The sequence below is a fragment of the Sphingomonas sp. genome (assembly GCF_045810705.1).
GTDB lineage: Bacteria > Pseudomonadota > Alphaproteobacteria > Sphingomonadales > Sphingomonadaceae > Sphingomicrobium.
In genome coordinates this window covers 18,719-30,955 of record NZ_JBJMVI010000009.1, presented here as the reverse complement: position 1 = coordinate 30,955, position 12,237 = coordinate 18,719, and the positions used below count along the sequence as shown (strand labels likewise).

Below are 12,237 nucleotides of genomic sequence, written 5' to 3'. Positions count from 1 at the left end.
GAGCTCGACGTCGTCGAGGGCATGCAGTTCGATCGCGGCTACCTCAGCCCCTATTTCGTCACCAACGCCGAGAAGATGATCGCCGAGCTGGAGGAGCCCTACATTCTCCTCCACGAGAAGAAGCTCTCCAACCTGCAGGCGATGTTGCCGGTGCTGGAAGCCGTCGTGCAGTCGGCGAAGCCGCTCCTCATCGTCGCCGAGGACGTCGAGGGCGAGGCGCTCGCCACGCTCGTCGTCAACAAGCTCCGCGGCGGCCTCAAGGTCGCGGCGGTCAAGGCGCCCGGCTTCGGCGATCGCCGCAAGGCGATGCTCGAGGACATTGCGATCCTGACCGGCGGCGAGATGATCAGCGAGGATCTCGGCATCAAGCTCGAGACCGTCACCTTGACCATGCTCGGCCAGGCCAAGCGCATCACGATCGACAAGGACAACACGACGATCGTCGATGGCGCCGGTTCGCATGAGACGATCAAGGCGCGGACCGAAGCGATTCGCCAGCAGATCGAGACCACGACCTCGGACTACGACCGCGAGAAGCTGCAGGAGCGGCTGGCCAAGCTCGCCGGCGGCGTGGCCGTGATCAAGGTCGGCGGCGCGTCCGAGATCGAGGTGAAGGAGCGCAAGGACCGCGTCGACGACGCGCTTCACGCGACCCGAGCCGCGGTCGAGGAAGGCATCGTCCCGGGCGGCGGCGTTGCGCTGCTTTACGCGACCAAGTCGCTTGAGGGGCTCAAGGGCCAGAACGACGACCAGACGCGCGGCATCGATATCGTGCGCAAGGCGCTTTACTCGCCGGTCCGCCAGATCGTTCAGAATGCCGGTCACGACGGCGCGGTCATTTCGGGCAAGCTGCTCGAAGGCAAGGACGAGGCGATCGGCTTCAACGCCCAGACCGAGGTTTACGAAAATCTGGTCAAGGCCGGCGTGATCGACCCGACCAAGGTCGTTCGCACGGCGCTGCAGGATGCGGCGTCGGTCGCCGGCCTGCTCATCACCACCGAAGCGGCGGTGAGCGAGCTGCCCGAAGACAAGCCGGCAATGGCCATGGGCGGCGGTGGCGGCATGGGCGGCATGGGTGGGATGGACTTCTAAGCCCGACCGTCAATCTGTCCGATTTGAAGGGCTGGTGGAGCGATCCGCCGGCCCTTCTTCGTTGCGGGCCATGTCGTTGAGCATGTCGTCCGCTTCGTTGAGCTGCGCCGATTGCTCGGCAGTGGGCGCGGGCGGCCGCTGGTCCTTGCAGCCGGCAAGCAAGAGCGCCGCGAAAATCAACTGATGCTTCACTCCGACAAAGTACCACTTTGCCCGAAAATAAAAAAAGGGCCGCCCCGGAGGACGGCCCTTTTCTAGAATGCGTGTAAGCGTTGAACGCTTACTTGTTCTCGACGGCGTTCGACGCGTTGTTCACGGCGGCGCCCGCGTTGTCGACGGCGTTGCCGGCAGCGTTCAGCGCGGCGTCGGCGTTGGCCGTCGCGTCGTTGGTCGCCACGTTGACGTCGGTGGACGCGGTGTTCTCAACCGCAGTCTCGTTGGCGGCATTGTTGTCGGCGTTGTTCTTGTTGCACGCGGCGACGCCGAGCGCGAGGACCGCAACGGTCACGATCGCAAGCTTCTTCATGAGTCTTTCACTCCCTTCAAAAATGCCCCTGGGGCGGGCATGCCCGGGCCTGCCGCAGCGAGTCGTCAGGCCAGACCGGCGGCAATAGCGACAATCCCTATTCGCGCACAAGGGATTATTTTGAAACGCTGAATTGACCATATAAAGATATCTTTATATCCTTATGCGGTGACCGCAGCACTTCCACTCGCCGACCAGTTTCAGGCACTCGCCGATCCGACGCGGCTGCGCATTGTCGCCTTGTTGCGGCTGATGGAGCTCTCGGTTGGCGAACTGGCGCAGGTGCTCGCCCAAAGCCAGCCTCGCGTCTCGCGTCACCTGAAGATCCTCGCCGATGCCGGCGTGCTCGAGCGGCGCAAGGAGGGCAGCTGGGTGTTCCTGACGCTTGCCGACGCCGAGCGCCTCGAAACGCTATTCGCGCTCATCGACGGCTGGGCCGACGCGGCGACGGAGCAGCTGTTCGGCGCCGATGCGGCGCGCACCGAATCGATTCGCGGAGAGCGTGCCGAGGCGGCCAATCGCTATTTCGCCGGTCACGCCGAGGTTTGGGACCAGATCCGTTCGCTGCATGTGGCCGAAAGCGAGGTCGAGCGTGCGATCGACGGAGCCCTCGGCATCCGGCCGCTCGGCCGCCTCGTCGATATCGGCACTGGCACTGGGCGCATGATCGAGCTGTTCGGGCCGCGCGCGCTCCATGCGATCGGCATCGACCGCTCGTCCGACATGCTGCGCCTTGCGCGGGTCAAGCTGGAGGCGGCCGGCATCCCGTCGAGCCTGCGCCAGGGCGACATGTACGCGCTCCCGCTCGCCGATCAGAGCGCCGACAGCATCATCATCCACCAGGTCCTGCACTATGCCCACGCGCCGGCCTCGGCGATCGCGGAGGCGGCGCGGGTCCTGTCTCCCGGCGGCACTCTGCTGGTCGTCGACTTCGCCGCGCATGAGCGCGAGGAGCTGCGTGAGCGCGACGCGCACATTCGCCTGGGCTTCGAAGACGAGGTCATGGGCGGCTGGTTCGCCGCCTCGGGGCTCGAGGTTGATGAAGTCCGTCATCTCGAGGGGGGCGAGCTGACGGTCACTCTGTGGCGCGGAGTCAAAGCCGTCGCGCGGCAGCGGAGAGCGGCATGAACGCGTTCGAATCCCTCGACCGCCACCTGCCGCTGTTCGCGGAGGCGCGCGGCGACATCCAGGTGAGCTTCGAGTTCTTCCCGCCCAAGACCGAGAAGATGGAGCAGACGCTGTGGGAATCGATCAAGACCCTCGAGCCGCTGCACCCGCGATTCGTCTCGGTGACCTATGGCGCCGGCGGTTCAACGCGCGAGCGCACCCACGCGACGGTCGAGCGGATTCTCAAGGAAACCTCGCTGACGCCCGCCGCCCATCTGACCTGCGTCGGGGCGAGCCGGGACGAGATCGACGCCATCGCCCGCGACTATTGGGAGCTCGGCGTGCGCAACATCGTCGCGCTGCGTGGCGATCCACCCGAGGCGGGGTCGAAATACCAGCCCCATCCACAAGGCTATCGCGACGCGGCGGATCTCGTTTCCGGGCTAAAAGCCGTGGCGTCCTTCGACATTTCGGTCGCTGCCTATCCGGAAGCTCACCCGGACTCCTCCTCTCGCGCCTTCGACCTCGAGAATCTTAAGCGCAAGGTCGACGCCGGCGCCGACCGCGCGATCACCCAATTCTTTTTTTCGCCCGACTGCTTCTTCCGCTTCCGCGACGAGGCCGCGGCCGCGGGGATCGAGGCCGAGATCGTACCCGGCATCCTTCCCGTGTCGAATGTCGCGACGACGCGTCGCTTTGCGCAGAGTTGCGGAGCGGCAATCCCGCAGTGGCTCGACGGTTTGTTCGAAGGGTTGGACGACCTTCCCGCCGCGCGCCAGCTGATCGCAGCCACGGTTGCGGCCGAGCTGTGCGGCCAGCTTTATGCCGGCGGCGTGCGCCACTTCCACTTCTACACGCTCAATCGCGCGGAGCTGAGCTACGCGATCTGCCATCTGTTGGGCGTTCGGGCCAAACCATGACCGCATCCCAATCCCTCCGCGCCGAAGCCGCCGAGCGCATCCTGATCAAGGACGGCGCCTATGGGACTTCGATCCAGGACCGGAAGCTCAAGAGCGCGGAATATTGCGGCGGGCTCGACCTGATGAAGGACCAGCGCGGCAACAACGACCTGTTGAATGTCACCAGGCCGGAGATCGTGCGCTCGATCTGCGAGAGCTTTGCCGACGCCGGTGCGGAGATCCTCGCGACCAACACCTTCAACGCCACTGCGATCAGCCAGGCCGATTATGGCGCCGAAGCTTTGGTCGGCCGGATCAACCGCGCCTCGGCCGAGATCGTGCGCGGCGTCGCCGACCGTTATTCAGCGGCGGACGGAAAGGCCCGTTGGGTCGCCGGCGCGCTCGGACCGACCAACAAGACCTTGTCCTTGTCGCCCGACGTCAATGATCCCGCCTTCCGCGAGGTCGATTTCGACCAGGTCAAGACGGTCTATCGCGAGCAGATCGACGCGCTTGCCGATGGCGGTGTCGACTTCATCCTGGTCGAAACGATCTTCGACACGCTGAACGCCAAAGCGGCGATCATGGCGACGCTCGAAGCCGAGCAGGCGCTCGGGCGCGAGCTGCCGCTGATGATCTCGATGACCTTGACGGACCTCAGCGGCCGCAACCTGTCCGGCCACACGGTCGAGGCCTTCTGGGCCTCGGTCCGCCATGCCCGTCCGGTCACGGTGGGGCTCAACTGCTCGTTCGGCGCGGCGCAGCTGAGGCCGCATCTCGCGGCGCTCGCGGCGGCCGCCGACACTTTGGTGATGGCCTATCCCAACGCCGGGCTTCCCAACGAGCTCGGTGAATATGACGAGGCGGCGGCCGAGACCGCCGCTCAGGTTCGCGACTGGGCCGAGAGCGGCCTGGTCAACATCGTCGGCGGTTGTTGCGGGACGACTCCATCGCACATCGCCGCCATTGCCGGGGCGGTGCGCGATTGCACGCCGCGCACCGTCCCGGCTGCTCGCGCCGGCACGCTGCTCGCCGGGCTCGAACCGATGCTCATTGCCGCCTAAGCCCGTGGAGATGACCCGCGTGAATGAGGCTGGCGCCGGCGCGCGCTTCGTCAACATTGGCGAGCGTTGCAACGTCACTGGCTCGGCCCGCTTCAAGAAGCTGATCCTGGCGGGCGACTATGACGCAGCGGTTGAGGTCGCGCGCGACCAGGTCGAGAACGGCGCGCAGATCATCGACGTCAATGTCGACGAGGCGCTGCTCGACAGCGAGCAGGCAATGACGATCTTCCTCAAGCGCATCGCGGCCGAGCCGGACATCGCGCGCGTGCCGGTGATGATCGACAGCTCCAAGTGGAGCGTGATCGAGGCCGGGCTCAAATGCGTCTCGGGCAAGCCGATCGTCAATTCGATCAGCATGAAGGAAGGCGAGGGGCCGTTCCTCGAGCTTGCCCGCAAGTGCCGGTCGTACGGCGCCGCCGTGGTCGTGATGGCGTTCGACGAGGTCGGGCAGGCCGACACCGCCGAGCGCAAGGTTTCGATCTGTGAGCGCGCCTACCGCCTGCTCGTGGCCGACGGCACCGACCCCAACGACATCGTCTTCGATCCCAATATCTTCGCGGTTGCGACCGGGATCGACGAGCATCGACGCTACGCGCTCGATTTCATCGAGGCCGCGAGCGAAATCCGCCGCCGCTGCCCTGGAACGCACATCTCGGGCGGGCTGTCGAACCTCAGCTTCTCGTTCCGCGGCAACGAGCCGGTGCGGCGCGCGATGCACAGCGTGTTCCTCTACCACGCGATCCCGGCCGGCATGGACATGGGCATCGTCAACGCCGGACAGCTCGACGTCTATGACGCGATCGACCCCGAGCTGCGCGAGGCGTGCGAGGATGTCATTTTCGATCGCCGCGACGATGCAACCGAACGGCTGGTCGTGTTGGCCGAAAAGTACAAGGGCACCGACGAGGCGGAAGAGAAGAAGCTTGCCGAATGGCGCTCGCTGCCGGTCGGCGAACGCCTGTCCTACGCCCTGGTCAAAGGCATCGACGCGCATATCGTCGACGACACCGAAGAAGCCCGCTTGTTGGCGCCGCGGCCGATCCAGGTCATCGAAGGGCCCCTGATGGACGGCATGAACATCGTCGGCGACCTGTTCGGGTCGGGCAAGATGTTCCTGCCGCAGGTGGTCAAGTCGGCGCGCGTGATGAAGCGCGCGGTCGCCCACCTCATCCCGTTCATCGAGGCGGAGAAGGAAGCAACCGGCGCAACCCAGGGCAAAGGCCGGATCATCATGGCGACGGTCAAGGGCGACGTTCACGACATCGGCAAGAACATCGTCGGCGTGGTCCTTCAGTGCAACGGCTTCGAGGTCATCGATCTCGGCGTGATGGTGCCGTGGCAGGATATTCTCAAAGCCGCCGACGACAACCGAGCCGATATGATCGGCCTGTCCGGCCTGATCACGCCATCGCTCGATGAAATGGTCACGGTCGCCGGGGAGATGCAGCGGCTGGCCCTCAAGACGCCGCTGCTCATCGGCGGCGCGACCACCAGCAAGGCGCACACCGCCCTCAGGATCGATCCGGCTTATGACGGCCCGGTCATCCATTCGGTCGACGCGAGCCGCGCGGTCAGCGTGGCGTCGAGCTTGGTCTCTGACACCCAGCGCTCAGAACTGATCACCAGGACCGCAGAGGATTATGAGGCGCTCCGGGTCAGTCGCGCCGGGCGGAGCCAAAGCGAATTGGCCACCATCGAAGATGCGCGCGCCAACGGGTTCCCGTTCGATCCGTCGGGCCAGGCGCCGGCGCCGCATTATCCGGGGCCGCACCATTTCGGGGATTGGCCCCTCGCCGACCTTAAGGCGTCGATCGACTGGACGCCTTTCTTCCGCGCCTGGGAGCTGGCCGGCAATTACCCGCAGATCCTCGACGATCCGGTCGTGGGCGAGAGCGCGACGAGCCTGTTCAACGATGCGCAGGCCATGCTCGACCAGATCATCGCCGAACGCTGGGTCACGCCCAAAGCGACGGTCGGATTGTGGCGCTGCAAGCGCGAAGGCGACGACGTCCTCGTGCTGGCCGGTAATGACTGGACGCGCTTGCCCTTCCTCCGCCAGCAGGTGAAGAAGCGCGAAGGCCGCGCCAATTTCAGCCTCGCCGACTTCATCAATCCCGAGGGCGAGGACTGGATCGGCGGCTTCGCGGTCGGAATCCACGGGCTCGAGCCGCACCTCGAGCGGTTCAAGCAGACCATCGACGATTATGACGACATCCTTTTGAAGGCGCTCGCCGACCGGCTGGCGGAAAGCTTCGCCGAAGTGCTCCACGCGACCGTCCGCAACCGCCTCTGGGGCTATGCCGACGAGCATTTCTCCACCGCCGACCTGATCCGCGAGAAGTTCCACGGCATTCGCCCGGCGCCCGGCTATCCGGCGTGCCCGGATCACAGCCTCAAGCCGGTGCTGTTCGAGATGCTTGGTGGTAATCCCGGCGAAGTCACCCTGACCGAGAATTTCGCCATGCTTCCGACATCCGCCGTCTCCGGCTTCTACTTCGGTCACCGCGACAGCCAGTATTTCGGCGTCGCCAGGATCGGCCGCGACCAGCTCGAGGATTATGCCGGCCGGCGCGGGGTTCCGCTCGACCAGGCCGAGCGCTGGTTGCGCCCCAACCTCGACTAGCAACGCATCTCCGACTAGCGCCGTAACGATGTTCCGGCGGCTATTCCTCCTCCTTGCACTGCTGCTCGTGCCGGCGCTCGCGCAGGCCCGCGGCATCGAGCCTGAACTCGTCGCCGAAGGGCCTGCCCCGCCAGGCGGCGAGGTCGAGCTTGCGATTCACATGCGCACGAACCCGGGTTGGCACGGCTATTGGCTCAACCCGGGAGATGCCGGGCTGCCGATGGACGTGCAGTGGCATCTGCCGAAAGCGTTCGCGGCTGGGCCGCTGCGGTATCCGGTGCCGACGCGACTGACCGTCGCCGGGCTCATGAATTACGTGTTCGAGCGCGATTATGCCGTGCTCGTGCGGCTCAAGGTGCCGCCAGGCGCAAAGGGGGCCGTGGCGATCCGCGCGGACGCGCATTGGCTCGCCTGTACGGACAGGATTTGCGTGCCCGAGCAGGGGCAGCTGGCGCTCGACTTGCCAGTCGGCATCGGACTCCCGAGCCGCGGCCAGTTCGACGCGTGGCGCCGTGCGCTGCCGCAGCCGCTCGCCACGGCCGCTCGTTTCGCCGTCAAGGGCGACAAGCTGCGCATCGCGATCCCGCTTCCCGCCAGCGTTGAAGTTCGCGATCCCTATGTCTTCGCGATCACCGACCGGGCCATCGACTATGAGGCAAAGCAGTCGTTCAAGCGCGCTGGCGATTGGCTGATCGCGGAGCTCCCGATGAAGTCGCGGCCAGAGCAATTTTCCGGCATCCTTGCATCGCAAGGCGGCCGTGGGCTCGAGTTCCGCGCTGTCCCGGGGCCGGTCCCCGAAGGTGACACAGCCCTGAGCGGCCTCGGCCAGAACGCACTGTTGTGGGCGATCCTCGGCGCAGTAGCCGGCGGAATCCTGCTCAACCTGATGCCCTGCGTCTTCCCAATCCTCGCGCTCAAGGCGCTTCACCTGTCGCGCGCGGGCGGCGAGCCGCGCGAGGTACGCTTGGACGCGCTGGCCTACACGGCTGGGACGATCATCGGCACCGGCGCGCTGGGCGGCGTCCTGCTGGCGATCCGCGCCGCGGGCGCTGAAGCGGGATGGGCATTCCAGCTCCAGGACCCGCGGACCATCATGCTCCTGCTGCTTCTGGCCGTAGCCATCACCGCCAACCTGCTCGGCCTGTTCGAGCTGCCGGTGCTCGGCGGCCGCGCCCAGCCCGCAGGCAGCTTCGGCGCGGGCGCGCTCGCCGCGTTCGTCGCGACGCCGTGTGCCGGGCCATTCCTTGGCGCCGCGCTCGGGACGGCCCTGCTGCTTCCAGTCGTGGGCTCGATAGCCGTATTTGCGGCGCTCGGGCTTGGCCTCGGCTTGCCATTCCTCGCCGTTGCGCTGGTTCCCGCGCTGCGGCGTTGGCTGCCGAGGCCGGGCCGCTGGATGGACCGGCTCAAGCGCTTCCTCGCCATCCCCATGGCGGCCAGCGCCGTTGGGGCGATCTGGTTGCTTTACCGGCTCGGAGGTCAGCCGGCGCTGATCGCTGCCGCGGCATGGGCGGTTCTGCTGCTGGCTCTGCTCGCCGCTTTCGGCTTCGCCCAGCGCAAGGGCCGAAGCGTCGGCATCGCCGTCGCAGCGCTCGCATCGGTTTTCACGATCTATGCGGTCGCCACCGCACCGAAGCCAAGCGGGGCGGTGAGGGGGGCTTCGGGCGCCGACACGTGGAGCGAAGCGCGAGTCGCGAACACCTTGCAACAGGGCAAGCCGGTGTTCGTCTATTTCACCGCCGACTGGTGCCTGACGTGCAAGGTTAACGAAGCCGCGGCGATCGACCGCGGCGAGGTGCGCGATGCATTCAAGAAAGCGGGCGTCACGGTCCTCGCCGGCGACTGGACCAACGGCGATCCCGCGATCACCCGCTTCCTCGACAGCCGCGGACGGGCCGGCGTTCCGCTCTACCTGTGGTACGCACCGGGGGAGCCACCGGAAGAGCTGCCGCAGCTGCTCACCCCGGCGATGCTCATTGCCCGCGCTCAGGCGGTGAAGCGCTAGGCGCGCGGCTGAAGACCTTCTTGCCCCCGACCCAGGTTTCCAAAACCTGGGTTCGGCCGAGCGATTGCGCGTCGATTTTGGTCGGATCGCGGTCAATGATGATGAAGTCGGCCCATTTGCCGGGCTCGAGCGCGCCGATTTGGTGCTCGGCGAAGCCCGCGTAAGCGGCGCCGCGCGTGTAAGCGCCGAGCGCCTGTTCAAACGTCAGCCGCTCGCTCGGAATCCATCCGCCCGGCGGCTGCCCTTCCATGTCCTGTCTGCTGACCGCCGCGGAGAGGCCAGGGAACGGATTGGGCGATTCCACCGGGAAGTCCGTCCCGAACGCGAGGCGCGCGCCGCTTTTCAGCACCGACTGCCAGGCATAGGCGCCGGCCAGCCGGTTCGGCCCGAGCCTTTTCTCAGCCATCAGCCGGTCGCTGGTCTGATGGGTCGGCTGCATCGACGCGATGATCCCCGCCGGCGCGAGGCGCGGGATATCGGCCGGATCGACGATCTGGAAATGCTCGATCCGCCAGCGGCGGTCGCGGCCGTATTTCTTCGACAGCTGCTCGTAGGTCGAGATAATCTGCGCGTTGGCGGCATCGCCGATCGCGTGGGTCGCGACCTGGAATCCGGCGGCGGCGGCTCGGTCTGCCAAGCCGAGGATTTCCGCATCGGAATGGAATTGCAGCCCGCGCGTGTCGGGCTTGTCGGCATAAGGCTGCTTGAGCCACGCGCCGCGCGAGCCGAGCGCGCCGTCGGCGAACAATTTGATGCCGACGGCGCGCAGCCGGTCGTTGTACAACCACGGCGTTGGACGCGGCACGGCATTCATCGCCGCGGGCCCGATCAAATAGCTCATCAGGCGGACGTTGAGGCGCCCGGCGCTGCCGGCGCGACGGAATGCGTTCCAGTCGGCGAGCGACGTGCTCATCGATCCGACGCCGGTCACGCCATAGCCGAGCAGGATCTCCTGTGTTTTGGCGAGCGCCTGGTCCTGCTGTGCCGCGGTCGGCGTCGGGATCGCCTTGTCGACAAGGCTGCGCGCATGGTCGACGAAGACTCCATCGTGGATCTCGCCTCCCGGAGGCGCCTTTGTTTCCGCGGTTACGCCGGCCGCCTTCATTGCCGCGCTGTTGGCGACGATCGCATGCCCGTCGACCCGCTCGAGCACGACCGGGCGATCGGGGACGACGGCGTCAAGGTCGGCGGCGGTCGGGAAACGCTTGTCGGGCCACAGCTCCTGATTCCAACCGAAGCCAAGGATCCAGGAATTCTTGGGATGAGCGGCGGCATAGTCGCGGATGCGCTGCTGAAGCTCGCCAATCGAACGGGCTCCGGTCGCGTCGAGACGCAAGGCGGCGAAGCCAAGATCGATGACGTGGCCGTGGGCGTCGATCAGCCCCGGCAGCAGGGTGCGGCCATGTCCGTCGATGGTATGGGCGAAGGCGATGGGCGGAGGTGGTCCGACGAGCAGGCGGCTGACTTTGCCGTCCTCGCCGACGATCAAACCGCTGAAGTGCTGCACCTCGCCGTGCTCGTCAGTCTGAATGCCGTTGACGTTCGTGACCAACGTGTCGGGCCATGCGGGCGAAGCGAGAAGCGCTGCGGCGAGCGCCAGGAAGGTGATGCGCATGGCGCGGAGACTTAGCATTGTCGCTGGCGAAGTGAACCGCTAGTCCGCGACGCAAATGTTGCAGCCTGCCAATCTTCAGCCACCGACCATCGACGACATCCGCGCCGCCGCCGACCGTATCAAAGGCGCCGTGATCAGAACGCCGATGCTCGTCAGCCGGACTTTGTCGGAGATGATCGGCGCCGAAGTCTGGCTCAAGTTCGAGAATTTGCAGTTCACCGCCGCCTACAAGGAGCGCGGCGCGCTCAACAAATTGCTGCAATTGTCGCCCGAGGAACGCGCGCGCGGCGTGATCGCAGCATCTGCGGGCAACCATGCGCAGGCGGTCGCCTATCATGCCAAACGGCTCGGCATCCCAACGACCATCGTCATGCCGGAATCGACCCCGACGGTGAAGGTCACGCAGACCAAGGGCTTCGGCGCGACCGTTGTCCTTCACGGCGACATGTTCGACGATGCCTACGCCCACGCCCGCGAACTCGCGCTCGAAAAGGGCTATGTGTTTGTCCATCCGTTCGACGACCCGCAAGTCATCGCCGGCGCCGGCACGGTCGCGGTCGAGATGCTCGAGGACGCGCCGGACCTCGATACGTTCATTGTGCCCATCGGCGGCGGTGGCCTGATGTCCGGCGTGGCGATCGCCGCTCGCGCGCTCAAGCCGGACATCGAGCTGATCGGAGTCGAGGCCGAGCTCTATCCGTCGATGAAATGCGCGATCGAGGGCTGCCACATGCCTTTGGGCGGCGACACGCTCGCGGAAGGCATCGCGGTCAAGCACCCGGGCGAGCTCACCTCGCGCATCATCAAGGATTATGGGGTCGGCGTCGCGCTTGTTTCCGAACGCGACCTCGAGCGCGCTGTCGCGATGCTCGTCGGGATCGAGAAAACAGTCGTGGAAGGGGCGGGGGCGGCGGGCCTCGCGGCGATGCTAGCCGAGCGCGAGCGCTTCAAGGGCAAGAAAATCGCGACTTTGCTGTGCGGCGGGAACATCGATACCCATTTGCTCGCCAACGTGCTGGTCCGCGACCTCGTCCGCCAGGGCCGGATCGCGCGGCTGCACGTGGCGGCGCACGATCAGCCCGGCGCGCTCGCGGCGATCACCGCCAAGGTCTATGAAGCCGGCGTCAACGTGATCGAGATCAACCACAGCCGGATCTTCACCCGGCTGCCGGCCAAGGACACGATGATCGAGGTCGAATGCGAGGCCCGCGACCCCGAGTCGATCGACGACGTCGTGGCGCGACTCGAAGCCGCGGGTTTCCGCGTCGAGCGCGCCTCGCTCGACTGATTAACCCTGAGTATTCGCCGC

General features: G+C 66.2%; 10 protein-coding genes. 7 read left to right on the top strand and 3 right to left on the bottom strand.

The window, feature by feature from the left end; genetic code table 11:
• Positions 1-1,092: chaperonin GroEL (gene groEL / locus ACJ8FR_RS04620; protein WP_407827448.1), on the top strand; the 1,092-nt coding region annotated here is incomplete at its 5' end.
• Positions 1,093-1,101: 9 nt separating this feature from the next.
• Here groEL and ACJ8FR_RS04615 read toward each other — a convergent pair.
• Together ACJ8FR_RS04615 and ACJ8FR_RS04610 are read right to left on the bottom strand one after the other, a co-directional pair.
• Positions 1,102-1,284, bottom strand: a complete 183-nt coding sequence (locus ACJ8FR_RS04615) for a hypothetical protein (RefSeq protein WP_407827447.1) — start codon at positions 1,282-1,284, stop codon at positions 1,102-1,104.
• An 88-nt stretch (positions 1,285-1,372) separates the two neighbouring features.
• Positions 1,373-1,618: a circumsporozoite protein gene (locus tag ACJ8FR_RS04610; RefSeq protein ID WP_407827446.1), complete on the bottom strand. Its 246-nt coding sequence runs from the start codon at positions 1,616-1,618 to the stop codon at positions 1,373-1,375.
• A 168-nt stretch (positions 1,619-1,786) separates the two neighbouring features.
• Here ACJ8FR_RS04610 and ACJ8FR_RS04605 point away from each other — a divergent pair, with 168 nt between their 5' ends.
• The 5 genes from ACJ8FR_RS04605 to ACJ8FR_RS04585 are packed head-to-tail and all read left to right on the top strand — an operon-like array spanning position 1,787 to position 9,313.
• A complete protein-coding gene (locus ACJ8FR_RS04605) occupies positions 1,787-2,746 on the top strand; it encodes an ArsR/SmtB family transcription factor (protein WP_407827445.1) in 960 nt (319 codons plus the stop codon).
• Entirely contained in the window at positions 2,743-3,645 is a 903-nt protein-coding gene (gene metF / locus ACJ8FR_RS04600; RefSeq protein WP_407827444.1) for a methylenetetrahydrofolate reductase, read from the top strand. Before ACJ8FR_RS04605 ends, metF begins: the two co-directional genes overlap by 4 nt.
• Positions 3,642-4,688, top strand: a complete 1,047-nt coding sequence (locus tag ACJ8FR_RS04595; RefSeq protein ID WP_407827443.1) for a homocysteine S-methyltransferase family protein — start codon at positions 3,642-3,644, stop codon at positions 4,686-4,688. Before metF ends, ACJ8FR_RS04595 begins: the two co-directional genes overlap by 4 nt.
• A 10-nt stretch (positions 4,689-4,698) precedes the next feature.
• A complete protein-coding gene (gene metH / locus ACJ8FR_RS04590; protein WP_407827442.1) occupies positions 4,699-7,311 on the top strand; it encodes a methionine synthase in 2,613 nt (870 codons plus the stop codon).
• Between the two features lie 28 nt (positions 7,312-7,339).
• Positions 7,340-9,313: a protein-disulfide reductase DsbD family protein gene (locus ACJ8FR_RS04585; RefSeq protein ID WP_407827441.1), complete on the top strand. Its 1,974-nt coding sequence runs from the start codon at positions 7,340-7,342 to the stop codon at positions 9,311-9,313.
• Here ACJ8FR_RS04585 and ACJ8FR_RS04580 read toward each other — a convergent pair.
• Entirely contained in the window at positions 9,282-10,946 is a 1,665-nt protein-coding gene (locus tag ACJ8FR_RS04580; RefSeq protein WP_407827440.1) for an amidohydrolase, read from the bottom strand. The genes ACJ8FR_RS04585 and ACJ8FR_RS04580 overlap by 32 nt on opposite strands.
• A 37-nt stretch (positions 10,947-10,983) precedes the next feature.
• Here ACJ8FR_RS04580 and ACJ8FR_RS04575 point away from each other — a divergent pair, with 37 nt between their 5' ends.
• Positions 10,984-12,216, top strand: coding sequence for a threonine ammonia-lyase (locus ACJ8FR_RS04575; protein ID WP_407827439.1), 1,233 nt, complete (start codon positions 10,984-10,986; stop codon positions 12,214-12,216).
• Positions 12,217-12,237: the final 21 nt, after the last annotated feature.

Coding starts and splice junctions, on each gene's coding strand:
- ACJ8FR_RS04595 (WP_407827443.1), top strand. CDS start 3,642: ATGACCGCATCCCAATCCCTCCGCGCCGAAGCCGCCGAGCGCATCCTG.
- ACJ8FR_RS04575 (WP_407827439.1), top strand. CDS start 10,984: ATGTTGCAGCCTGCCAATCTTCAGCCACCGACCATCGACGACATCCGC.
- ACJ8FR_RS04580 (WP_407827440.1), bottom strand. CDS start 10,946: ATGCTAAGTCTCCGCGCCATGCGCATCACCTTCCTGGCGCTCGCCGCA.
- ACJ8FR_RS04585 (WP_407827441.1), top strand. CDS start 7,340: ATGTTCCGGCGGCTATTCCTCCTCCTTGCACTGCTGCTCGTGCCGGCG.
- ACJ8FR_RS04610 (WP_407827446.1), bottom strand. CDS start 1,618: ATGAAGAAGCTTGCGATCGTGACCGTTGCGGTCCTCGCGCTCGGCGTC.
- metH (WP_407827442.1), top strand. CDS start 4,699: ATGACCCGCGTGAATGAGGCTGGCGCCGGCGCGCGCTTCGTCAACATT.
- metF (WP_407827444.1), top strand. CDS start 2,743: ATGAACGCGTTCGAATCCCTCGACCGCCACCTGCCGCTGTTCGCGGAG.